This is a genomic window from Micromonospora sp. NBC_01392 (genome assembly GCF_045040125.1).
Lineage (GTDB): Bacteria > Actinomycetota > Actinomycetes > Mycobacteriales > Micromonosporaceae > Micromonospora.
In genome coordinates, this window is the sequence record NZ_CP109549.1 from 1,116,715 (window position 1) to 1,138,622 (window position 21,908).

The following is a 21,908-nucleotide window of genomic DNA, read 5'->3' on the forward strand; positions in this document are numbered from 1 at the left end:
TCGGCCGCGACAACTTCCCCGCCGTCCGCCGCGGCCGGGTCGCCGGGAGGCGGTCCGGTGGTCCGTTCCGAATGTCCGTGAGCAGAGCGTAACCGACCGTACGAATGCATGTGGCGCATCACGTAATCCCGCTTCCGCGGGTCGGGCGGTGGAAGGTTCGCCGAAGGATTTGCGTGAAACTGCGCGCGAAAGCGGGTATCAGATCGTGTAGCCGCAGCGTGGGCGTACCTTGTGCAGTTCTTCACAACCAGTCCCACTGACTGGGGAGGCAGCCCGGTTTACGCTGAGCCCAATCCCAGGTTTCCACGACGGCGGCGCCTCACCCGCCAGAACTCGTGCATCCCATAGATCGGTCAGCGTCGACCACAAGGAGATGTGACATGGTTGCTCCGGCTGTTGTTCGGGGTATCGATCAGGCCCCGACGTCCCACCCCAAACTGCTCGCCTGGGTCCGAGAGGTCGCGGAACTGACCACCCCGGAGCGGGTGGTGTGGGTGGACGGGTCCGACGAGGAGTGGCGTCGCCTCACCGACGAACTCGTCTCCAACGGCACCCTGATCCGGCTGAACCCCGAGAAGAAGCCCAACTCGTTCTACGCGCGGACGGACCCGACGGACGTCGCCCGGGTCGAGGAGCGCACCTTCATCTGCTCCGTCGACGAGGCGGACGCCGGCCCCACCAACAACTGGATGGCGCCGGCCGAGATGAAGCGGACGATGACGGAGCTGTACCGCGGCAGCATGCGCGGTCGCACCATGTACGTCATCCCGTTCTGCATGGGCCCGGTCGAGGCCGAGAACCCCATGTTCGGCGTCGAGATCACGGACAGCCCGTACGTGGTCGCCTCGATGCGGATCATGACCCGGATGGGGTCGTCGATCCTGGAGGCGATGGGCGACGACGCCGACTTCGTGCACGCGCTGCACTCGATCGGCGCGCCGCTGGCGCCCGGCCAGCAGGACGTGGCCTGGCCGTGCAACGAGACCAAGTACATCTCGCACTTCCCGGAGACCCGGGAGATCTGGTCCTTCGGTTCCGGCTACGGCGGCAACTCGCTGCTCGGCAAGAAGTGCTACTCGCTCCGGATCGCCAGCGTGATGGGGCGCGACGAGGGCTGGCTGGCCGAGCACATGCTGATCCTCAAGATCACCTCGCCGGAGGGCAAGGTCTACCACATCGCCGGCGCCTTCCCGTCGGCCTGCGGCAAGACCAACCTGGCCATGCTGGAGCCGACCATCCCGGGCTGGAAGGTCGAGACCATCGGTGACGACATCGCCTGGATGCGTTTCGGCCCGGACGGCCGCCTCTACGCGGTCAACCCGGAGTACGGCCTGTTCGGCGTCGCGCCCGGCACCGACTGGAAGACCAACGCCAACGCCATGCGGACGCTGGACCGCGGCAACTCGGTCTTCACCAACGTGGCGCTCACCGACGACGGCGACATCTGGTGGGAGGGCATGGGTGAGCCGCCGGCGCACCTGATCGACTGGAAGGGCAACGACTGGACGCCGGAGAGCGACCACCTTTCCTCGCACGCGAACAGCCGGTTCTGCACCCCGATCACGCAGTGCCCGATCCTGGCCGACGACTACTACGACCCGAACGGCGTGCCGATCGACGCGATCCTGTTCGGCGGCCGGCGGCGGGACACCGTCCCGCTGGTCACGGAGGCGCGGGACTGGGTGCACGGCGTCTACATGGGGGCCACGCTCTCCTCGGAGACCACCGCCGCCGCGTCCGGCGCGGTCGGCGTGGTGCGCCGCGACCCGATGGCCATGCTGCCGTTCATCGGCTACCACGCCGGTGACTACTTCCGGCACTGGATCGAGATGGGCAAGGGCACGGACGGCGACGAGGCCAAGCTGCCCAAGATCTACTACGTCAACTGGTTCCGCAAGGACGCCGAGGGCAGCTTCCTCTGGCCGGGCTTCGGCGAGAACTCCCGCGTCCTGAAGTGGGTCATCGAGCGCCTGGAGGGCACCGCCGACGCGGTGGAGACCCCGATCGGCATGGTCCCGGCGCAGGACGCGCTGGACGTCGACGGCCTCGACATGACCCCGGAGGACGTCCGGATCGCCCTGAAGGTCGACCCGGAGGAGTGGCGCAAGGAGCTGCCGCTGGTCACCGAGTGGTTCGAGAAGTTCGGTGACAAGCTCCCCGGCGTGCTCTGGGCCGAGCTGGACGCGCTGCGCGCCCGGCTGGACGTGGAGCCGCAGAAGTAACAGGTGTGCCGGTTGCCCGCGCCGGGCAACAACGGATGCCATGAGGACGGCCGCCGAACCTGTCGAGGTCCGGCGGCCGTCCGCCGTCCGGGCGCTGACCACGCTGCTCGCCGTGACCGCGGGGGCCACCGTCGTGGTCGAGCTGCTCAATTACTGGTACGCCCCGGAGCAGGAGTTCGGCCTCGCGGTGCGCACCGGTTGGGCGATGCTCCGCTCGCTGGGTTTCCTGATCCTGATCGGGCACGTCAACCGGGGACGGGTGGCGGCCCGCCCGTTCGGGTTGATCCTGGCCGTGACCACTGTCTTCGCGGTGGGCCGCCTGATCGTGCCCCGGCAGGGGGTGCCGGCGCTGCCCGGCCTGCTCGGTTTCGCGGCGCTCACCGCGCTCTGCGTCGCCGTGGTGGTGCTGCTCTACCGCTCCGACGCGGTCCGGGCGCACCTGGTCCGGCACCGCAAGGGCCTGGTCGTCGAGGGCGGGACGATCGCCTGGCGCGAGGTGACGCCGAAGCGCCCGCAGGCGAACGGGTGGCTGCTGACCGCCCGGGTCGCCGCGTTCACCTACAGCCCGTTGATGCTGGTGCCGGCGCTGGTGGCGACCGGGTCACTGCTGGACGGCGGGGTCGCCGCCGTACCCGCGGTGCTGTTCTGGATCGGCGCCGGCATCGCGGCCAGCTACGCGGTGCTGTTCTGCACTGCGTTCCTGCTGCGCGGCAAGGGCTGGGCCCGGCGGGCGCTGGTGGTGGTGACGTTCGGCGTGCTCGCGCTCGACCTCCCGCTCTGCTGGTGGCTGCTCGGCTCCGACGGCCTGATCCGCGACGGCGCCCCCCTCCTCACCGCCGCCACCCTCACCCTCTACTCCCTCCACCGCGCCACCCCCTGACCCCCCACCCCCTGACCCCCCACCCCCACCCCCACCCCGTGCGGGACCGGAGTCGATCATGAAGTTGGCGGCGGTTGGGGAGATCGAACTCGCCGCCAACTTCATGATCGACCAGGTGGGTGGGCGCGGTGGGGGGTTGGGGAAGGGTGGGCGGGGGAGGATTGGGGGGTGGGTGGTGACGCGGTGTGGGACGTCGTGGTGGTGGGGGCGGGTCCGGCCGGGGCAGCGGCGGCGCTCGCCGCGCGGCGGGCCGGGGCGGCGCGGGTGCTGCTGCTCGACCGGCACGACTTCCCACGGGACAAGGCATGCGGGGACGGGATCGCCGCGCACGCGCTGGACGTGCTCGCCGAGCTGGGCGTGACCGGCGCGGTCGACGGATATCCGCCGCTGCCGGCGCTGCGCCTGGTCGGCCCCGGCGGTGGCGCGGTGGCCCGGGCGCTGCCCCGGCCCGCGTACACCGTGCCCCGGCGGGTGTTCGACGCGCGGCTGGTCCGGGCGGCGGTCGGGGCGGGGGCGGAGCTGCGGCGGCACACCGTACGCCGGGTGGAGGTCGGCGTCGACCGGGTGGTGCTCGACGGGGAGTTGACCGCCCGCGCGGTGGTCGGCGCGGACGGCGCCGGCTCGGTGCTGCGCCGGGCGCTCGGGCACCCGGTGAACCCGGACCGGCACCTCGCGCTCGCCATCCGCGGCTACGCGCCGACGCCGCCCGGCCCACCCGAGCAGCTCATTGTGACCTCGGCGGCGCGCTGGCCCGCGTACGCGTGGGTGTTTCCGATCGGCGACGGTCGGGCGAACGTCGGGTACGGGGAGGTGCTGCGCGGCGAGCCGCTGACCCGCGCGCACCTGCTGGACCGGATGGCGGCGCTGCTGCCGGGCACCGACCCGGCCACGGTGACCGACCTGCGGGCGCACCACCTGCCGCTCTCCACCCACCGGCCGGCGCCGGGCCGGGGCCGGGTGGTGCTGGCCGGCGACGCGTTGTCGTTGATCAACCCGTTCACCGGCGAGGGCATCTTCTACGCGTTGCGCTCCGGCGCGCTGGCCGGGGCGGCGGCGGCCGGCGCGCCCGCCGAGGCGGCCCGGCGGTACGCGGCGGCGCTGCGCGCCCAGCTCGGCACCCATCTGCGGCACAGCTCGGCGGCGGCCTGGCTGGCCCGGCGGCAGTGGGTGGTGGACGCGGTGGTCGGCGCGGCCGGCCGGGACGAGCGGGTCTACCGGACGGTGGTGGAGCTGGGGCTCGGCGACGGCCGCCTGGACGCCCGCACACTGGGCGCGATCGCCGCCGCCGCGCCGCGCCAACGCCGGCCCCGGGGATGACGCGCCGCGGCGACGCCGGCCCCGGGGATGACGCGCGGCGGCGACGCCGGCCCGGGGGGTGACGCGCGGCGGCGACGCCGGCCCGGGGGGTGACGCGCCGCGCCGACGCCGGCCCCGGGGGTGACGCGCCGCGCCCGCGCCGGACCGGGGAGTGACCCGCCGGGGTCGGCATGCCGGGCCGGAGGCGACCCGCCGTCCCGCGATGCGCCACCGCGGCACTGATCTTTCCCGTGGGTCGCTACCCTGCAAGTGATGACTCTGCGGAAACTCCTCTACTCCGTGTACGAGCGCCGGCTGACCGCGAAGCTCGCGGGCAAGCCGGTGCCCGCCCACGTCGGCGTGATGTGCGACGGCAACCGCAGATGGGCCCGGGAGATGGGCTTCGTCGATCCGAACGACGGTCACCGGATGGGCGCCGAGCGGATCAAGGAGCTGCTCCGCTGGTGCGACGCGGCCGGCGTCGGGCACGTCACGCTCTGGCTGCTCTCCACCGACAACCTCTCCCGGCCGGCCGCCGAGCTGGACCCGCTGCTCCAGATCATCGAGGATCTCACCACCGAGCTGGCCGAGCAGGGCAATCCCTGGCGGCTGCGCATGGTGGGCGCGCTCGACGTGCTGCCGGCGCAGCACGCGGCCGCGTTGAAGGCCGCCGAGGAGCGCACCCGGGACCGCGACGGCGGCGCCCAGGTCAACATCGCCGTCGGGTACGGCGGCCGGCGCGAGATCGCCGACGCGGTCCGCTCGTTGCTGCTGGAGCACGCGTCGCGCGGCGGGACGATCGAGGAGTTGGCCACCACGCTCGACGTCGACCACATCTCCGAGCATCTCTACACCAAGGGCCTGCCGGACCCGGATCTGATCATCCGGACCAGCGGGGAGCAGCGGCTCTCCGGCTTCATGCTCTGGCAGAGCGCGCACTCGGAGTTCTACTTCTGCGAGCTGAACTGGCCCGACTTCCGCAAGGTCGACTTCCTCCGCGCCCTGCGCTCCTACGCCACCCGGCAACGCCGCTACGGCGCCTGACCCCGCCCCGCCCCTCACCACCCCCGCGTCCGCCGCCCCGCCTCGCTGATCTTGCACATTCGGCCCCGCATCTGGGGCTTTCGCCCGCCTTTGTCGGGGCGGCAAGTGCAAGATCGACGAAGCGGGCGGGGAGGGCGGGGAGAGGGAGGGGGGTCAGGGGGTCAGGTGGGGGAGGGCGGCGGTGAGGAAGTCGCCCAGGGCGGCGGGGGAGTCGAGCGTCAGGTCGGCGGCGTCGGCGACCTCGTGACCGGTCTCCGGGTTGGCGACCGCCACGCACACGCCGAGGAAGTCGGGATCGGTGGCGGCGCGGGCGCGCAGCGCGGCGAACGCCTTGATGTCGGAGACGTCGTCGCCGAAATACCACGCCCCGCCGACGTCGCGGACCGTCTCGCCGATCACCATGCCCTTGTCCCGGTCCACGGGCGGCTTCAGCTCCAGCACCATGCGGCCGGCCTGACACCGCAGGCCCAGCCGCTCGGCCTGGGCCCGGCCCCACTCCTGCACCAGGTCACCGAGCTGCGGCGCGGTGCGCCAGTGCAGCGCGACGGAGAGCCGCTTGAACTCGACGAGCGCGCCGGGCGGCAGCTCGGCCTGGGCCTGCTCGGCCAGCTCGGCCATGGTCGGCACCCAGGGCAGCGCGGCCGGCTCGGTGACCGTCTCGCCGCCCGAGTGGCTGTGCTCCAGGCCGTAGAGCCCGTACAGGTCGACGCCGGTGAGGCCGCCGAGATGGTCGCGGAGGAACTCCACCGGGCGCGCGGAGACGATCGCGATCCGGCGTACGCGCGGGGCGAGCGCCTCCAGCGCGGCGAGCACCTTCGGCGCGGGGCGGACCGCGGTGGGATCGTCGTCGACCGGCGCCAGTGTGCCGTCGAAGTCGAAGAAGAGCACCACGTCACCCGCACGCGCGGCGGTGGCCCGCCAGGCGTGCTCGGCGTCCAACGGGGTCTTCGGCTGCTGGTTGCCCAGATTCAACGGCGGCACGCGCGACAGCGTACCCCGCGCCGGGCGGCGTATTCGTGGCCGAGATGTGACGTCGGGACGACGCGGGAGTTCAGCGTTCGGCGGCTCCCCGTCCTCGGCGCCCGAACGGCACCACGGCCGCCTCCTGCCCGTGGCTGAGCAGGTACCCCTCCACGAAGCCGGTGTTCCGGTCGCCGGTGTGCGCCTCGATCTCGTTGAGTCGCGCCACCAGGAACTCGGTGAGCGCGCTGACCCGGTCGTTGAGCCGGTCGTGCAACTCGGCCACCACGGCGAGGATCACCGCCGTGCCGGTGGTGGTGAGCGCGAGGAGATTGACGACCAGGGGAAGCTGCCCGCCGTCCAGCACGCCGACCACCACGTTGCCGGTCACGCACGATGTCACCGACACCACCGCGACCACGACTGCCAACCATTTCAGGGTCATGGACAGACCCCTCCTTCTGTCCCGCAGGGCTGGGTTCGGCTGTGTCCCGTCCCCCCGCCGACGACGAGCCCTTAGCAGTACAAACGTGGACGCTAGCCGGTCCGATCCGGCCCCGAGGCGAAACGATCGGTACTGCCTTTCCGTTCTTTCGCCATCTGAGAACTAGCCGGCCTGTTTGCCCCTATTTCGGACATTGGCTGGCAGTGTCGGGCGATATGCGAGGTAACGAATGGTTTCCCGGATGTGGAACTTCTCCGCGTCGGAGACGTTCGGGTCGACCAGTCGGCGCAGCAGCGCCTCGACGTCCGGGTCCATCGGTGGGGGCGTGGGTGCGGTGCGGGGGCCGGTCGTCCGGTCCCAGCCGAGCGCGGTGAACGCGGTGGCCGGATCGAGCCCGAGCCCCTCGCAGAACGCGACCACCCGCTCGGCCTCGGGGTCGCTCGCCCAGTCGCCGCGTACCCAGCGGTTGATGGTCTGGCGGGAGACGCCGGTGCGCCGGGAGACCTCGGTGCCACTCCACGCGCGCATGGCGCGGGCGTCGTCCAACGCGCGGCGGACGAAGGTGGCAAAGGAGATCTTCCGTGCATTGGCCGTCTCGCTCACCCCGTGACGGTACGGCCAGTCGCTCGCGCCGGGGTTGCTCGGCGCGCTGGTGTCACGCCGACGTGACGCCGGTGGGTGGCTGCCGAGCGCCGCTCCAGAGCCGCTGTCGAGGGGTGTCACCCGGGCAGGATAGATAGACACCAGTACGGCGGCAAGCGGACGAAAAGCTGATACTGTCACGCCCATGAGACAACTTACGTTGTGTCACGTGCTTGAGACGACAAGTGCTCACATGCGTCACTCCGCCGGTGCGGAGGGGGTGTCGTGACCGAACTCGCGACCCGCGCCCAGGCCTTCGGACTGATCGCGGACGGCGTCTCCGCCGGGCTGAGCGCGCCCTGGCGCCTCTACCTCGCCCGGGGCTGCCGCTACCTCTCGCTCAACGTCGGCGACCGGGAGGAGTGGGACGCCTGGCGGACCCACCTCGGCTGCCCCGAGTTGAGCGTGCGGGTCTACGACTCCGGCGGCGAGATCCGCCGGGCCTCGGTGGCCGAGGTGATCCTCGACGGCTGCCGGATCAGTGTGGAGCTGGTCGAGGAGGTCAGCACCGCCGATCTGGAGCGGTTACTGGTGGTCGATCCGCTGCCCGGGGCGGACGAGCGATGAGCCGGGCGGCGGAGGTGGCCCGGTGAGCCCTTTTCTCGCCGTCGTCCTCGTCCTGGTGCTCGGCTCCACCTGCTACGCCGCCGGCCGGCTGCACGGCCAGCTCAGCTATCGGATCGGCTACCGGTTCGGCTACCGGCAGGGCTACTTCGACGGTGACCGGGGCGCCTGGAACCGTCGGCGTCGGGAGGCGCAGGCCGTCATCGCCTCGGCGCTGGCCACGCCCGCCCCGACGGTGGTGACCTCGGTCGGGCGTACCGGCCCGCCGTTCGCCGGCACCGCCGTGCCCGCCGCGGTCACCGCCCGCCCCGACGCGCCGGGCGTACGGACCGGGGCGCCGGCCGTACGGGTCACCGCGACCGCTCAGCTCGGCGGGGCCGTCGCCCGCGCCGGCACCACGTACACCGGGTCGTCGTTCGACGCGGCCGCCGCCGGCCCCCGAGCCGGGGCGCTGGTGCGGCGGCCGGGCTGAGGCCCGCGTCCGGTACGCGCCGTGCCCGCCCGCCGTCGTGGCGGCGCGAGGCCGGCGGCTCCGGCCCCGGCCGGGATGCGCGCAGGGGGCATGCATCCCGGCCGGTTCCGGCGTGTTCACCGGTGATCCACCCAGGGCTCTAGCCGAGCGGGCCCACGGCGATTAGCGTCTAGGCATGGCACGGGGTTTTCCCGGGCCAGCCGGACAGCCCGGACCTGCGACCTCGCGCACGGGGCCCGCATCCGACCCCGTGTCCGCCGGGCACCGGAAGAGGCGGAACTCGGGTGGCCGGGTGCCCATCCGCGGAGCAGGCCTGTGACCACTCGCCGTACCCCCGCCGGAGCCGAGCCGACCCCGGCCGCGACCGCCACGACCCGCCGGACCACGCGCAGCCGGCGGAGCGCCGCTGCCGCCACCGCCGGCACCGAGGAGCCCCGACCATCCGGCCCGGCCTTCGTCCTGGACACCTCGGTCCTCCTCTCCGACCCCGCGGCGTTCCACCGCTTCGCCGAGCACGAGGTGGTGCTGCCGCTGGTGGTCATCTCGGAGCTGGAGGGCAAGCGGCACCACCCCGAGCTGGGCTGGTTCGCCCGCCAGTCGCTGCGCATGCTGGACGAGCTGCGGGTGCGGCACGGCCGGCTGGACCGCCCGGTGCCCGCCAACGACTCCGGCGGCACGCTGCGGGTGGAGCTGAACCACACCGACGACGGCGTGCTGCCGCCCGGCTTCCGCAACGAGTCGAACGACGCCCGGATCCTCTCGGTGGCGCTCAACCTGGCCGCCGAGGGCCGCGACGTGACCCTGGTCAGCAAGGACATGCCGCTGCGGGTGAAGGCGGCCTCGGTCGGCCTGCGCGCGGACGAGTACCGGCACGGCCAGGCCAGCGACCCGACCTGGACCGGGATGGCCGAGCTGGAGCTTCCCGACGACGAGATCGGCCGGCTGTACGCGGGCGAGGCGCTCGACGTCGACGCCGCCGCGGGCCTGCCCTGCCACACCGGCCTGGTGCTGCACTCGTCGCGGGGCTCGGCGTTGGGCCGGGTGCTGCCCGACAAGACGGTTCGGCTGGTCCGCGGTGACCGGGAGGCGTTCGGCCTGCACGGGCGCTCGGCGGAGCAGCGGATCGCGCTCGACCTGCTGCTGGACGAGTCGATCGGCATCGTGTCGATGGGCGGCCGGGCCGGCACCGGCAAGTCGGCGCTGGCGCTCTGCGCCGGCCTGGAGGCGGTGATGGAGCGCCGCCGGCACAAGAAGGTGATCGTCTTCCGCCCGTTGTACGCGGTCGGCGGCCAGGAACTGGGCTACCTGCCCGGCTCGGAGTCGGAGAAGATGTCGCCCTGGGCGCAGGCCGTCTTCGACACGCTGGGCGCGGTGGTGCACGAGAACGTGCTGGAGGAGGTCACCTCGCGCGGCCTGCTGGAGGTGCTGCCGCTGACCCACATCCGGGGCCGGAGCCTGCACGACGCGTTCGTCATCGTCGACGAGGCGCAGTCGTTGGAGCGGGGGGTTCTGCTCACCGTGCTGTCCCGGATCGGTCAGGGTTCGCGGGTGGTGCTGACGCACGACGTGGCGCAGCGCGACAACCTGCGGGTGGGGCGGCACGACGGCGTGACCGCGGTGATCGAGGCGCTGAAGGGCCATCCTCTTTTCGCGCACGTCACCCTCAGCCGGTCGGAGCGTTCGCCGATCGCCGCGATGGTCACCGACCTGCTGGAGGACATCCCGAGCTGACTGGTCGTTATGTCCCACTTCGTCCCTATTCGAAGTGTGGCGCAGATCACTTTTGCCTCCCGCGGTTTCCCACCCGCCTCACCGTGCGCGATGGTGTCCATCGAGCGTCACCGACAACTCCAGTGCCTGGAGTCCCATTCGCACCCGGCACCTCGTCGAGCATCCCCCGCCACGACGGCGGGAGCCACGGGGGTCGGTGCGCCGGCGGAGACCGGTGGGTCGGGGCGCTCGCGGCACCCGGGCGCGGCCGTGCGGCCACGCGTGGTGCCGTGTCCCTGCCTCCGACGAAGGGAAACTTCGTGAGTCGGCTCTGGAGCCGGTTCGGCGCCCGTACGGCCGCTGTCGCGCTGCTCTCCGTGGGCGTCGCCGGTGGTTTCTACCTGGGCGAAGATCGTCAGACCCAGCAGCAGGGCCTGACCGCGCAGGTCGGCCGCGAGGTCGACCGGACCGAATACACCTACCAGCGCGAACGGCAGGCCGACCATCGCCTGCAGTCGTCCCGGCAGCGCGCCGCCGAGTACCAGGCCAAGCTGCGGGCCAAGGCGGCGGCGAAGGAGGCCGCCGAGCGGGCCAAGGCCGCCGAGCGCGCCGCCGCGAACCGCAAGAAGGAGCGCGCCGAGGCGGAGGCCAAGGCGGAGGCCGAGGCGAAGGCCAAGCCGTACGACGGGCCGATTCCGGCGTCCTGCGCGGAGTACAGCGGCAACCGGAAGGTCGGCTGCGCGGTCATGCTGGACAAGGGTTTCGGCATCGACCAGTTCCCCTGTCTGGACAAGCTCTGGACGAAGGAGAGCGGCTGGAACCCGAAGGCGTCCAACAGCAGCTCCGGCGCGTACGGGATCCCGCAGGCGGTGCCCGGCAGCAAGATGGGTTCGGTCGCCGACGACTGGCGGACCAACCCGGCCACCCAGATCACCTGGGGCCTCGGCTACATCAAGGGCCGGTACGACACCCCGTGCGGCGCCTGGCAGCAGTCGCAGAGCGAGGGCTGGTACTGATCGAGTCGAACGGCGGCGGGAGGCCCGGTGATCCGGGTGTCCCGCCGCCGTCGTCTGTCCGCCCGAGTGGCGGTCCGCCGCAATTGCTGATAGCTGTTGACAGGTGAACTGGCAGGACAGCCCGCGCGGCGGAGACCCCCACCGGTTCGGCACCGACGCGTTCTACGCGTCGCTCGGCCGGGCGTTCGTCGCCATGTGCGCGGTGGTGCCGGTGCTGTTCCTCATCGAGGCGCTCGACGTCGGGCTGCGGCTCAACCTCGACCTCACCGCCGGCATCATCCCGCACCGCATCCAGGGCCTGGACGGCGTCTTCTTCTCGCCGTTCCTGCACGCCGGTTGGAACCACCTCTACAGCAACAGCATCCCGCTGATCCTGCTCGGCACGTTCGTGCTGGCCGCCGGCACCCGCCGATTCCTCTGGTCCACCGCGGTGATCATCCTGGTCAGCGGGCTGGGCGTGTGGTTCACCGGCTCGCCCAGCTCGGTGGTGGTCGGCGCGAGCGGGGTGATCTTCGGCTACCTCGGCATCCTGCTCACCCGGGGCGTGGTGGAGCGGAGCTGGTGGAACTTCGCGGTGGTGCTGCTGGTCGGCCTGCTCTACGGCTGGCAGTTGCTGGGCATCCTCCCCACCGACGAGCGGATCTCCTGGCAGGGTCACCTGTTCGGGCTGCTCGGCGGCGTGGTCGCCGCGATCCTGTTCCGCCGTCGCGCGGACACCGGCACGCCGGACCCGCTCGGGTCGCCGCCGCTCAGGCTGCCCTGACGACGCGATCGATCGACCGGCGGGACATCCTTGCCCCAGGTCACCGGCCCGCCTACCGTCGGCAGCACGGGTTGATCCCTGGCCGAAAGTGACGGTACGCCATGCGCGAAGTCGATCTCGCCGTGATCGGGGCCGGCCCGGCCGGGCTCTTCGCCGCCTACTACGCCGGGTTCCGAGGGCTCTCCGTCGCCGTGATCGACGCGCTGCCCGAGCCGGGTGGTCAGGTCACCGCGATGTACCCGGAGAAGCTGATCCTCGACGTTGCCGGCTTCCCCGCCGTCAAGGGCCGGGAGCTGATCGCGAACCTGCTCGCCCAGGCCGCGCCGTACCACCCCGACTACCTGCTCGGCGTACGCGCGGAGAAGCTGTCCCACCTCGACGGCCGGCCGGTGCTCGGGCTGGCCGGCGGTGCGCAGCTCCGCTGCGGCGCGGTGGTGGTGACCGGAGGGCTGGGCAGCTTCACGCCCCGGCCGCTGCCGGTCGCGGAGAGCTTCACCGGCGCCGGGATCGTCTACTTCGTGCCGCAGCCGGTCGAGCTGACCGACCGGCACGTGCTCATCGTGGGCGGCGGTGACTCGGCGTTCGACTGGGCGGTCACACTCGCGCCGCTGGCCCGGTCGGTGACGCTGGCGCACCGGCGGGACCGCTTCCGCGCGCACGCCGCCACCGTCGAGCGGGTCCGGGCGCTGCCGGTGCGGGTGGTGGTCAACGCCGAGGTGAGCCGGCTGTACGGCGAGGAGCACGTCACCGGCGCCGAGCTGACCGTACGCGGCGGCGCGGTGGAGACGCTCCCGGTGGACACCGTGGTCGCCGCGCTCGGCTTCACCGCCGACCTGGGACCGCTTACCGAGTGGGGGCTGGCCCTGGACCGGCGGCACATCGTGGTCGACAGCGCCATGGCCACCAACCTGCCCCGGGTGTTCGCGGCCGGCGACATCACCGAGTACCCGGGCAAGGTCCGGCTCATCGCGACCGGCTTCGGCGAGGCGGCCACCGCCGTCAACAACGCCGCGGTCGCCATCGACCCAACGGCGCACCTCTTCCCCGGCCACTCCTCCGACGGCACGTAAGGAGGGGCCCCTTCTTAACGCCTGCGGTAGAGGTGGGGCCCCTTCTCAACCCCCTGCGGGTCGCCGTCAGGGCAGGCCGACCAGGTCGGCCGTCAGGGCGATCTGGTGGTCGAAGTACTCGTCCCGGTGCGGCAGCGCCCGGTTGATCCGGCCGAACAGCTCGAAGCTGATCAGCCCGAAGAGCTGGGTCCAGCCGGCCATCGCCCGGACCATCAGCGCGGGTGGCAGCGGCACCCCGGTCAGCGCGGTCAGTTCGGCCACGTCGTCGCGCAGCGGCTCGGGCAGCTCCTCGTCCGGCGGCGTGAGTCGGCCGGCGGCCATCCCGTCGCGCAGGATGCCGAGCAGCGTCATCGGGGGCCGTTGGGCGGGCGCGACCGTGTCGTCCGGGGCCGCGTAGCCGGGCACCGGGCTGCCGTAGAGCAGCGCGTACTCGGCGGGGTGGGCGAGCGCCCAGGCGCGCGCCGCGCGGCTGGCGGCGAGCCAGCGACCGCGCAGGTCGTCGTGGTCGGCGGCGGCGTCGGCCGTCTCCACCGCGTCGCCGAGCGCGTCGTACGCCTCCAGGATCAGCGCGGTGAGCAGGTCGTCACGGCTGGGGAAGTAGCGGTAGATCGCGGAGGAGGCCATGCCGAGGTCCCGGGCGACGGCGCGCAGCGAGAGGTCCGCGCCGTCGGTGGCCAGGTGACGGCGGGCGACCGCCTTGATCTCTTCGATCATCCCGGCGCGGACCCGGGCGCGGAGCGAGGGAGCGACCATGCGCCCACTGTGCCACGAGCGAGAGCGGCAATCAAAACAGAGAGCACTGCTCTTGACTGATGGTCGCTCTGTGAGTCATGCTCTTCTTCGAGAGCAGTGCTCTCGATTCGGACTACTGCTTCAGAGAAGGTGGACCTGTCATGGCCCTGCACGTGATCGTCGGCGCCGGACCCGTCGGCACCGCCACCGCCCGACTGCTGGCCGAGCGCGGCGAGCGGGTGCGCGTGGTGACCCGGCGCGGCACCGGCCCGGAACATCCGGCGGTCGAGCGGATCGCCGCCGACGCCGGTGACGCCGACCGGCTCACCGCGCTGACCGAGGGCGCCGTCGCGCTGCACAACTGCGCCAACCCGGCGTACCACAGGTGGGCCACGGACTGGCCGCCGCTGGCCGCCGCGCTGCTCACCGCCGCCGGGCGCAGCGGCGCCGTGCTCGCCACCGTCGGCAACCTCTACGGGTACGGCCCGGTCGACGCGCCGATGACCGAGGCGACCCCGCTCGCCGCCACCGGCACCAAGGGCCGGGTCCGCAACCGGATGTGGGCCGACGCCCTGGCCGCGCACCGCGCCGGTCACGCCCGGGTCACCGAGGTACGCGGCTCCGACTACATCGGCCTCGGCGGCACCTCGCTGGCCATGATGGTGCTGCCCCGGGTGCTCGCCGGGCAGCGGGTGTTCCTGCCTGTCGACTGGGACGCGCCGCACACCTGGACGTACGTCCCGGACGTCGCCCGTACCCTGGTCGCCGCCGCGACCGACGCGCGGGCCTGGGGCCGGGCCTGGCACGTGCCCAGCCCGCCGGCGGCCTCCATGCGGGAGCTGGCCCGGCGGACGGCGGCCCGGGCCGGCGCGCCCGCGCCGCGGCTGACCCGGATGCCGTACCCGGTGCTCTGGGCGGCCGGCGTGGTCAACCCGTTCACCCGGGAACTGCGCGAGACGGCACACCAGTTCGCCGGCCCGTTCGTGCTGGACTCGTCCGCGGCCACCGCCACGCTCGGCGTCGAGCCGACCCCGCTGGACCGGATCGTCGACGAGATGGTCGCCGGCCTGCGCGCCCCGGCTCCGCGTTAGGCCGGGCCCCCTGTTGACGCGCTGGTCAAGCGGGGGCCCCGCCTCTACCGGAGGCGTTAACAGGGGGCCCCGCCTTACCCCCGGCGGCGATGAGGACGGCGGCGAGGGTCAAGGCGGCGCCCAGGAGGGTGTTGAGGGCGGGGTGTGAGGCGGCGGTGGGCAGCACCACGTCCAGCAGCACCGCGCCGACGATCTGCCCGGCGATGGTGGCCAGGCCGAGCAGCAGCACCCCGGTGAACCGGACCAGCGCGGCGGCCAGCGCGATGAACACGATGCCGATCGGGCCGCCGACATAGAGCCACGGCTCGCTCGGGAAGCCGCCGGTCGGCCGACCCCGCACCGCCACCTCCACCGCGAACGTGGCGAGCAGCGCCACCGTGCCGACCGCGAAGTTGACGAGCGTGGCGGTCAGCGCGCTGTCCGCCGCCGCGCGGACCCGGCCGTTCACCGCCTGCTGCCAGGCGATGCCCACGCCGGCCGCCAGCGGCAGCAGGGCCAGCGCCAGCGCGCCCGGGTCGCCCAGCCGGTCGCCCACCGCCAGCAGCACGGCCAGCACGGTGAGCACCGCGCCGATCAGCCGGTTCGGGGTGACCGCCTGCCGGCCGGTCGGGCCGATGCCGGCGCGGTCCACCAGCAGGCTGCTGCCGGACTGCCCGGCCACCACCGCGACGGTGAAGACGGCCACGCCGAGCGCGCCGATGGTCAGCCCCTGCGTCGCCACCAGGAACGCGCCGCACACGCCGCCCAGGCACTGCCACGGCCGCAGCGCGCCGGTGCGCAGCGCGCCGCGCAGCGCGGCCAGCCCTCGTCGGCCCCCGGGGGTGGCGGGGACCAGCACCAACAGGATCAGCAGGCCCAGGCCGAACGAGACCACCGCGGCGGCGATCCCGTCGGCCAGCCGTACGCCCAACTCGCCGTTGATCCGGGACTGGAGCGCCACCAGGACGCCGGAGCCGGTGGCCAGCCCCACCCCGGCGATCCGCCGGCCGGTCGACAGCGTCGGCGCTGGCGTCGGCGTCCCGGTCGTGGTCACTCCTGCTCGGCCAACGGGCGCCCGTCGAAGTCGACAGCCGAGTAGAGAGCCAGCTTCTCCAGCCGGTGGTACGAGTCGATGACCCGGATCGTGCCGCTCTTGGAGCGCATCACGATCGACTGGGTGTACGCCCCACCGGCCCGGTAGCGCACGCCGCGCAGCAGGTCGCCGGAGGTGACACCGGTGGCCACGAAGAAGCAGTTGTCGCCGGTGACCAGATCGTCGGTGAACAGCACCCGGTCCAGGTCGTGCCCGGCGGCCAGCGCCTTCTCCCGCTCCTGGTCGTCCTTCGGCCAGAGCTTGGCCTGCATCATGCCGCCCATGCACTTCAGCGCGCAGGCCGCGGTGATGCCCTCGGGAGTGCCGCCGATGCCCATCAGCACGTCGACGTCCGACTCGCCGCGCGCCGCCGCGATGGCGCCGGCGATGTCGCCGTCGGAGATGAGCCGGATGCCGGCGCCGGAGCGCCGGATCTGCTTCACCAGGTCGTCGTGGCGCGACCGGTCCAGCACGCAGACCGTCACCTCACTGGTGTCGGTGCCCTTGACCTTCGCGATCCGGCGGATGTTCTCGGCGACCCCGGCGTTGATGTCGACCACGTCGGCGTACATCGGGCCGACCGCCAGCTTCTCCATGTAGAAGACCGCGCTCGGGTCGAACATCGCGCCGCGCTCGGCCACCGCCAGCACGGCGAGCGCGTTCGGCATGCCCTTGCTCATCAGTGTGGTGCCGTCGATCGGGTCGACCGCCACGTCGACCTCGGGACCGGTGCCGTCGCCGACCTCCTCGCCGTTGAAGAGCATCGGGGCGTTGTCCTTCTCGCCCTCGCCGATCACCACGACGCCCCGCATCGGGATCGAGTTGATCAGCTTGCGCATGGCGTCGACGGCGGCGCCGTCACCGCCCTCCTTGTCGCCCCGGCCGACCCAACGGCCGGCGGCCATGGCCGCGGCCTCGGTGACCCGGACCAGATCGAGGGCGAGATTGCGGTCGAGATCCTGGGGCGTCCGCGTACCGGTGGTTGTCATGGCGGCCTCCTCCTCGCGACGTTGCGGGGTGGACCGGCGGGGGTGCCGCCGGTTTTGTCGCTGATCCTCACACGATCTCAGGTTCGCCGCCCCGGCGGGGCGGAGGAGGCCAGGATCACCTTCCCCGTCGGGCTGCGACAATGGCCGGGTGGAACCCGCACAGCCTGCCGACCGCGTACCGTCCGACGCCACGCCGCCCGACGGCCAGCCGCCGGTGCGGCCCGGCGCCACCCCGCCGGACGGGACGCCCGCGCTCGTCGAGCCGTCGGCGTCCGCGCCGCTCGCCGACGCCGGTGAGCGTCCCGCCCCGCCTCCGGGGAAGGAGAAGGCCCGCTCCGAGCGGTCCCCGAAGGACATGGTGCTGTCGCTGCTGATCCTGCTGGTGCCGATCGCGCTGCTGATCGCGTTCTACCGGGGCTTTCTCGGCGGCGACTCGCCGGTCACCGTCGATCCGGCGCCCGCGCTGGAGCAGGCCCGCGCGGCCAACGCCTTCCCGGTCGCCACGCCGACCGGGCTGGGCGACGACTGGCGTACGGTGAACGCCCGCTTCCGGACCGAGACGGACGGCGCGACGCTGCGCATCGGGTACCTGACCCCGGAGGGCCGGGGCGCGCAGCTCGTGGAGAGCAACATCCCGGCGGAGAAGCTGCTGCCGGCCGAGCTGAGCGACGGCCAGCCGCAGGGCCCGGCCGACCTGCCGGACGGGCTGAGCTGGCAGCGGTACACCGCCCGCGGCAACGAGCAGGCGCTCGTCCTGCTGGAACCGAACCGCACGGTGATCGTGGTCGGTGACGCGGGGGAGACGGAGCTGCGCCGGCTGGCCACCTCGCTGCGCTGACATCCCCCGGTCGGGTGACCGGGATTGCCGAACGCCGCTTCAGGGAACAGAAGGGACACGATCCCGGACGACCCACCTGGAGAGGTTGACGTGAAGATACGACGCTTCAGCGCCACCGCGTTCGCCGCGGCGCTGCTCATTCCCGGCCTGGCGGCCTGCAACGGCAACGGCACGTCCGACGCCTCCGCGACCCCGAGCGCCGGCGCCTCCGGCAGCGTCGCCCCCAGCGCCACGGCGTCCGGCAGCGCGGCCAAGCAGGCGCTGCTCGACTCCACCAACGCGATCCGGGAGGGCAACTTCCGGTTCGCCATGACCGGTGCCGGCTCCACCGCCGAGGGGCAGGTGCACCAGCCCAGCCAGAGCGCCGAGATGCGGATGACGATCGGTGACCCGTCGTCGGACCTGATGATGAAGCTGGACCTCATCCACGCCAAGCCGGACAGCTGGGTCAAGCTGGAGCTGGGCGGCACCGCCGCCACCCAGATCCCCGGCGTGAAGAACCTCAACACCGGCAAGTACCAGCACCTCGACCAGAGCCGCATCAAGGGCAACCGGGCGCTGGGCTTCGACTTCGAGAAGATCGACCCGGCCGGCAGCGCCGTGCTCACCCAGGGCATCACCGACGTACGGCAGAGCGGCGACGGCGCGTACGAGGGCACCGTCGACGTGTCGAAGGCCGCCGAGGCGGGCTCGCTCGACCCGGCCGTGATCACCGCGCTCGGGGCGCAGGCCCAGTCGGTGCCGTTCACCGCCAAGGTCGACCCGCAGGGCCGGCTCAGTGAGCTGGTGCTCAAGATCCCGGCCGCCGGTCAGAGCGCCGCGCAGGACGTCAAGATCACCTACAGTGACTACGGCGCCGCTGCCGCGGCCCAGAAGCCCTCGGCCGACCAGGTCGTCGAGGCGCCGCCGGAGCTGTACAACCTGTTCAACTGACCGGAGGTCGTCCGGCTCGTCGCCGGTACGCCGCAGTGGCATCCCGACGCCGCTGCGGCGTACCGCCTCCGGGGCTCACTCCCCGGCGCGCTGCCGGGCGGCGTCGATGCGGGCCCGCGCGCCGTCCAGCCAGCGCTGGCAGACACCGGCGAGCTGCTCGCCGCGCTCCCACAGGGCCAGCGACTCCTCCAGCGAGGTGCCGCCCGCCTCCAGCCGTTCCACCACCGAGGCCAGCTCGGCGCGCGCCTGCTCGTAGCTGAGCTGCTCGTCCTTGGTCTTCTCAGTCATCGGTCCCATCTCATCAGCCGTCGACGGTGGCGGTCAGCTCGCCCTCGGCGAGGCGTACCCGCAGTGGATCGCCCTTGGCCACCTCGGACGCCGCGCGGACCACGTGGCCGTCGGCGCGCTGGACGATGGCGTAGCCACGGTCGAGCGTCGCCGCCGGGGAGAGCGCACGCAGCCGGGCCAGCGTGTGCCGCAGGTCGTCGTCGGCGGCGCCCAGCCGGTGCGTCAGGCACCGGCCGGCGCGGTCCCGCAGCGCGGTGACCTCGACGGCGCGCTGGTCGACCATCACCTGCGGTCGGGCCAGCACCGGGCGGGAGCGGAGCAGGTCGACCCGGTGCTGCTCACGGTCGACGAGATGGCGTACGGCCCGCTCCAGCCGGGACCGGGCCTGCCCGATGAGGCGGACCTCCTCGGTCAGGTCGGGCACGATCCGTTTCGCCGCGTCGGTGGGCGTGGAGGCCCGGACGTCGGCGACGTAGTCGAGCAGCGGCGCGTCGGTCTCGTGGCCGATCGCGCTGACCACCGGCGTGCGGCAGGCGAAGACCGCCCGGCACAGCGCCTCGTCGGAGAAGGGCAGCAGGTCCTCGATGCCACCGCCGCCCCGGGCGATGACGATCACGTCGACCGTCGGGTCGGCGTCGAGCACCTTGAGCGCGCCGACGATGTCGGGCACCGCGGCGGACCCCTGCACCGCCACGTTGACGGTGCGGAAGTCGACCGCCGGCCAGCGACGGCGGGCGTTGGTCAGCACGTCGCGCTCGGCCGCCGAGGCCCGCCCGGTGATCAGGCCGACCCGGCCCGGCAGGAACGGGAGCCGCCGCTTGCGGGACCTGTCGAACAGCCCCTCGGCCGCCAGCAGCTTCTTGAGCTTCTCCAGCCGGGCCAGCAGCTCGCCGAGGCCGACCTGGCGGATCTCGTCGGCGCGCAGGCTCAGCGTGCCCCGCGCGGCGTAGAACTCGGGCTTGGCGTGCAGCACCACCCGGGCGCCCTCGCGCAGCTCCGGCGCGCCCGCGTCGAGCACGTCGCGGTTGGTGGTGACGGTCAGGCTGAGATCGGCCGACGGGTCACGCAGGGTGAGGAACACGGTGGCGGCGCCGGGCCGGCGGCTGATCTGCGCCACCTGGCCGTCGACCCAGACCCAGCCGAGCCGGGCGATCCAGGCGCCGACCTTCTGGCTGACCACCCGGACCGGCCACGGCTCCTCGGAGGTGCTCCGCTCCGGGGGCGTGCTCCGCTCCGGGGGTGTGCCCCGACCCACCTCACCCGCGCTCACCCCGCCCACCCTACGGCCCGGGGCCGACAGGCCGGGCGAGGGCGCGGCGGGCGCACGTACCATGGTCGGGTGACTGACGCTGAGACGACTCCCCGGACCGGCAAGCGCGTGCTCCTGGCCAAGCCCCGCGGCTACTGCGCGGGCGTGGACCGGGCGGTGCAGACCGTCGAGGAGGCGCTGAAGCTCTACGGCGCGCCGATCTACGTCCGCAAGCAGATCGTGCACAACAAGCACGTGGTGCGCACGCTGGAGGCCCAGGGCGCGATCTTCGTGGAGGAGAACGAGGAGGTGCCGGAGGGCGCCACCGTCATCTTCTCCGCCCACGGTGTCGCCCCCGAGGTCTACGAGCAGGCCAAGGAGCGCTCGCTGAGGGCGATCGACGCCACCTGCCCGCTGGTCACCAAGGTGCACCACGAGGCCCGGCGGTTCGCCCAGCAGGACTACGACATCCTGCTCATCGGTCACGAGGGGCACGAGGAGGTCATCGGCACCGCCGGTGAGGCCCCCGCCCACATTCAGCTCGTCGACGGGCCGGACAGCGTCGACCAGGTCACCGTGCGCGACCCGGAGAAGGTGGTCTGGCTCTCCCAGACCACGCTCTCGGTCGACGAGACGCTGGAGACCGTGGCCCGGCTCAAGCAGCGCCTGCCGCTGCTCCAGTCACCGCCCAGCGACGACATCTGCTACGCCACCTCCAACCGCCAGCACGTGGTCAAGGAGATCGCCCCCGAGTGCGACGTGGTGATCGTGGTCGGCTCGCGCAACTCCTCGAACTCGGTCCGCCTGGTCGAGGTCGCGCTCGACGCCGGCGCCCGCGCCGGTCACCTGGTCGACTTCGCCCACGAGATCGACGACGCCTGGCTGGCCGGGGCCCGCACCGTGGGGCTGACCTCCGGCGCGAGCGTGCCGGACGACCTGGTCCAGGACGTGCTCGCGCACCTGGCCGAGCGTGGCTTCGCCGACGTCGAGGAGATCACCACCGCCGACGAGCGGCTGACCTTCTCGCTGCCGCAGGAGCTCAAGCGCGACATGAAGGCCGCCGCGGCGCGCGGCTGACCGGGAACGGATCCGGCGCCCGACGCGTCCAACCGACCATGAAGACTCCTCGGACGGTGCTCGTAGCCCTGATCGCCGGTGCCGCGCTGACCGCCTGCGCCGGCCCGGGCGACGAGCCCGCCAGCCCCAGCCCGAGTCCGACGGGAGCCGCCCCGGTGACCAGCCAGCCCGACCCCGCATCCAGCACCGGCCCGAGCCGCCCCGACCCCACCTGGAAGGGCGGCCCGTCCACGCCGCCGGGCGTCGGCGGCACCACGCTGAACGGCACCATCCGCGCCGGCGTCGAGCCGAACTGCCTGCTGCTCGACGACCACCTGCTGGTCGGCGGCCCGCGCGACCTGCTCAAGGCCGGCGCCAAGGTGGAGGTCACCGGCCGTCCCGAGCCGGGCATGATGACCACCTGCCAGCAGGGCACCCCGTTCGTCGTCGAGTCGGCCCGCCCCGCCTGACGCACCCCGGGCCCACGGCGACCCGTTCGCGGCCAGGCCACCGGACCGACCCGTTCGGGGCCACGCCACCGGACGCACGCAGGAGCCCCGCCCCCCGGACCGGGGG

23 protein-coding genes are annotated in these 21,908 nt (G+C 73.0%); 15 read left to right on the top strand and 8 right to left on the bottom strand.

The genetic code is table 11. The features are described from left to right. The first annotated feature begins 380 nt into the window (after positions 1–380). The 4 genes from OG767_RS05380 (at position 381) to OG767_RS05395 (ending at position 5,442) form a co-directional block, all read left to right on the top strand. Positions 381–2,222, top strand: coding sequence for a phosphoenolpyruvate carboxykinase (GTP) (locus OG767_RS05380; protein WP_405092411.1), 1,842 nt, complete (start codon positions 381–383; stop codon positions 2,220–2,222). Between the two features lie 40 nt (positions 2,223–2,262). Then, positions 2,263–3,102: a hypothetical protein gene (locus OG767_RS05385; RefSeq protein WP_405092412.1), complete on the top strand. Its 840-nt coding sequence runs from the start codon at positions 2,263–2,265 to the stop codon at positions 3,100–3,102. A 168-nt stretch (positions 3,103–3,270) separates the two neighbouring features. After that, positions 3,271–4,419: a geranylgeranyl reductase family protein gene (locus OG767_RS05390; RefSeq protein WP_405092413.1), complete on the top strand. Its 1,149-nt coding sequence runs from the start codon at positions 3,271–3,273 to the stop codon at positions 4,417–4,419. A 252-nt stretch (positions 4,420–4,671) separates the two neighbouring features. Continuing rightward, positions 4,672–5,442, top strand: a complete 771-nt coding sequence (locus OG767_RS05395) for an isoprenyl transferase (RefSeq protein WP_281942819.1) — start codon at positions 4,672–4,674, stop codon at positions 5,440–5,442. A gap of 153 nt (positions 5,443–5,595) precedes the next feature. On the opposite strand, the gene otsB is transcribed toward OG767_RS05395, so the two are convergent. The 3 genes from otsB to OG767_RS05410 form a co-directional block, all read right to left on the bottom strand. Next, positions 5,596–6,423: a trehalose-phosphatase gene (gene otsB, locus OG767_RS05400; protein ID WP_405092414.1), complete on the bottom strand. Its 828-nt coding sequence runs from the start codon at positions 6,421–6,423 to the stop codon at positions 5,596–5,598. A 70-nt stretch (positions 6,424–6,493) separates the two neighbouring features. Further along, complete coding sequence (locus tag OG767_RS05405; RefSeq protein ID WP_107162326.1) at positions 6,494–6,847, bottom strand: hypothetical protein; 354 nt, start codon at positions 6,845–6,847, stop codon at positions 6,494–6,496. Positions 6,848–7,009: 162 nt separating this feature from the next. Continuing rightward, a complete protein-coding gene (locus OG767_RS05410) occupies positions 7,010–7,450 on the bottom strand; it encodes an XRE family transcriptional regulator (protein ID WP_405092415.1) in 441 nt (146 codons plus the stop codon). 264 nt (positions 7,451–7,714) lie between these two features. On the opposite strand from OG767_RS05410, the gene OG767_RS05415 reads away from it, so the two are divergent. The 6 genes from OG767_RS05415 (at position 7,715) to OG767_RS05440 (ending at position 13,084) form a co-directional block, all read left to right on the top strand. After that, a complete protein-coding gene (locus OG767_RS05415; RefSeq protein ID WP_107162328.1) occupies positions 7,715–8,056 on the top strand; it encodes a hypothetical protein in 342 nt (113 codons plus the stop codon). A 22-nt stretch (positions 8,057–8,078) separates the two neighbouring features. Then, entirely contained in the window at positions 8,079–8,525 is a 447-nt protein-coding gene (locus OG767_RS05420) for a hypothetical protein (protein ID WP_405092416.1), read from the top strand. Between the two features lie 315 nt (positions 8,526–8,840). After that, positions 8,841–10,256 (top strand): PhoH family protein, encoded by a 1,416-nt coding sequence (locus OG767_RS05425; RefSeq protein ID WP_396773058.1) that lies wholly within the window; start codon positions 8,841–8,843, stop codon positions 10,254–10,256. A gap of 299 nt (positions 10,257–10,555) precedes the next feature. After that, positions 10,556–11,251, top strand: coding sequence for a transglycosylase SLT domain-containing protein (locus OG767_RS05430; RefSeq protein WP_405092417.1), 696 nt, complete (start codon positions 10,556–10,558; stop codon positions 11,249–11,251). A gap of 103 nt (positions 11,252–11,354) precedes the next feature. Continuing rightward, positions 11,355–12,014, top strand: coding sequence for a rhomboid family intramembrane serine protease (locus OG767_RS05435; protein WP_405092418.1), 660 nt, complete (start codon positions 11,355–11,357; stop codon positions 12,012–12,014). 101 nt (positions 12,015–12,115) lie between these two features. Continuing rightward, on the top strand, positions 12,116–13,084 hold the full coding sequence (locus OG767_RS05440; RefSeq protein ID WP_405092419.1) for an NAD(P)/FAD-dependent oxidoreductase: 969 nt from the start codon (positions 12,116–12,118) through the stop codon (positions 13,082–13,084). A 66-nt stretch (positions 13,085–13,150) separates the two neighbouring features. Here OG767_RS05440 and OG767_RS05445 read toward each other — a convergent pair whose 3' ends face one another. Continuing rightward, positions 13,151–13,837 carry a TetR/AcrR family transcriptional regulator gene (locus OG767_RS05445; RefSeq protein WP_405092420.1) on the bottom strand — a complete coding sequence of 229 codons (687 nt, stop codon included), beginning with the start codon at positions 13,835–13,837 and terminating at the stop codon, positions 13,151–13,153. A 140-nt stretch (positions 13,838–13,977) separates the two neighbouring features. On the opposite strand from OG767_RS05445, the gene OG767_RS05450 reads away from it, so the two are divergent. Continuing rightward, positions 13,978–14,907, top strand: a complete 930-nt coding sequence (locus OG767_RS05450; protein ID WP_405092421.1) for an NAD-dependent epimerase/dehydratase family protein — start codon at positions 13,978–13,980, stop codon at positions 14,905–14,907. Positions 14,908–14,932: 25 nt separating this feature from the next. Here the strand turns inward: OG767_RS05450 and OG767_RS05455 are convergent, their stop codons facing one another. Together OG767_RS05455 and glpX are read right to left on the bottom strand one after the other, a co-directional pair. Then, positions 14,933–15,940 (bottom strand): DMT family transporter, encoded by a 1,008-nt coding sequence (locus tag OG767_RS05455; RefSeq protein ID WP_405092422.1) that lies wholly within the window; start codon positions 15,938–15,940, stop codon positions 14,933–14,935. After that, a complete protein-coding gene (gene glpX / locus OG767_RS05460) occupies positions 15,937–16,968 on the bottom strand; it encodes a class II fructose-bisphosphatase (protein WP_107162337.1) in 1,032 nt (343 codons plus the stop codon). The genes OG767_RS05455 and glpX overlap by 4 nt, the downstream gene beginning before the upstream one ends. 148 nt (positions 16,969–17,116) lie before the next feature. Here glpX and OG767_RS05465 point away from each other — a divergent pair, with 148 nt between their 5' ends. Together OG767_RS05465 and OG767_RS05470 are read left to right on the top strand one after the other, a co-directional pair. Further along, complete coding sequence (locus OG767_RS05465; RefSeq protein ID WP_405092423.1) at positions 17,117–17,806, top strand: DUF4245 family protein; 690 nt, start codon at positions 17,117–17,119, stop codon at positions 17,804–17,806. A 90-nt stretch (positions 17,807–17,896) separates the two neighbouring features. After that, a complete protein-coding gene (locus tag OG767_RS05470) occupies positions 17,897–18,739 on the top strand; it encodes a hypothetical protein (protein WP_405092424.1) in 843 nt (280 codons plus the stop codon). Positions 18,740–18,814: 75 nt separating this feature from the next. Here OG767_RS05470 and OG767_RS05475 read toward each other — a convergent pair whose 3' ends face one another. Both OG767_RS05475 and xseA read right to left on the bottom strand, forming a co-directional pair. Continuing rightward, on the bottom strand, positions 18,815–19,027 hold the full coding sequence (locus OG767_RS05475; protein WP_281942790.1) for an exodeoxyribonuclease VII small subunit: 213 nt from the start codon (positions 19,025–19,027) through the stop codon (positions 18,815–18,817). Between the two features lie 13 nt (positions 19,028–19,040). Then, positions 19,041–20,297 carry an exodeoxyribonuclease VII large subunit gene (gene xseA / locus OG767_RS05480; RefSeq protein ID WP_374709263.1) on the bottom strand — a complete coding sequence of 419 codons (1,257 nt, stop codon included), beginning with the start codon at positions 20,295–20,297 and terminating at the stop codon, positions 19,041–19,043. Between the two features lie 69 nt (positions 20,298–20,366). Between xseA and OG767_RS05485 the strand changes: the two genes are divergently transcribed. Together OG767_RS05485 and OG767_RS05490 are read left to right on the top strand one after the other, a co-directional pair. Beyond that, positions 20,367–21,353 (top strand): 4-hydroxy-3-methylbut-2-enyl diphosphate reductase, encoded by a 987-nt coding sequence (locus tag OG767_RS05485; protein WP_405092425.1) that lies wholly within the window; start codon positions 20,367–20,369, stop codon positions 21,351–21,353. A 38-nt stretch (positions 21,354–21,391) separates the two neighbouring features. Next, positions 21,392–21,802, top strand: coding sequence for a hypothetical protein (locus OG767_RS05490; protein WP_405092426.1), 411 nt, complete (start codon positions 21,392–21,394; stop codon positions 21,800–21,802). Positions 21,803–21,908: the final 106 nt, after the last annotated feature.

What these genes read in the sequence shown, in the direction of transcription:
- OG767_RS05405 (WP_107162326.1), bottom strand. Translation starts at nt 6,847, where the DNA reads ATGACCCTGAAATGGTTGGCAGTCGTGGTCGCGGTGGTGTCGGTGACA.
- OG767_RS05395 (WP_281942819.1), top strand. Translation starts at nt 4,672, where the DNA reads ATGACTCTGCGGAAACTCCTCTACTCCGTGTACGAGCGCCGGCTGACC.
- OG767_RS05490 (WP_405092426.1), top strand. Translation starts at nt 21,392, where the DNA reads ATGAAGACTCCTCGGACGGTGCTCGTAGCCCTGATCGCCGGTGCCGCG.
- OG767_RS05450 (WP_405092421.1), top strand. Translation starts at nt 13,978, where the DNA reads ATGGCCCTGCACGTGATCGTCGGCGCCGGACCCGTCGGCACCGCCACC.
- OG767_RS05380 (WP_405092411.1), top strand. Translation starts at nt 381, where the DNA reads ATGGTTGCTCCGGCTGTTGTTCGGGGTATCGATCAGGCCCCGACGTCC.
- OG767_RS05385 (WP_405092412.1), top strand. Translation starts at nt 2,263, where the DNA reads ATGAGGACGGCCGCCGAACCTGTCGAGGTCCGGCGGCCGTCCGCCGTC.
- glpX (WP_107162337.1), bottom strand. Translation starts at nt 16,968, where the DNA reads ATGACAACCACCGGTACGCGGACGCCCCAGGATCTCGACCGCAATCTC.
- OG767_RS05440 (WP_405092419.1), top strand. Translation starts at nt 12,116, where the DNA reads ATGCGCGAAGTCGATCTCGCCGTGATCGGGGCCGGCCCGGCCGGGCTC.
- OG767_RS05445 (WP_405092420.1), bottom strand. Translation starts at nt 13,837, where the DNA reads ATGGTCGCTCCCTCGCTCCGCGCCCGGGTCCGCGCCGGGATGATCGAA.
- OG767_RS05475 (WP_281942790.1), bottom strand. Translation starts at nt 19,027, where the DNA reads ATGACTGAGAAGACCAAGGACGAGCAGCTCAGCTACGAGCAGGCGCGC.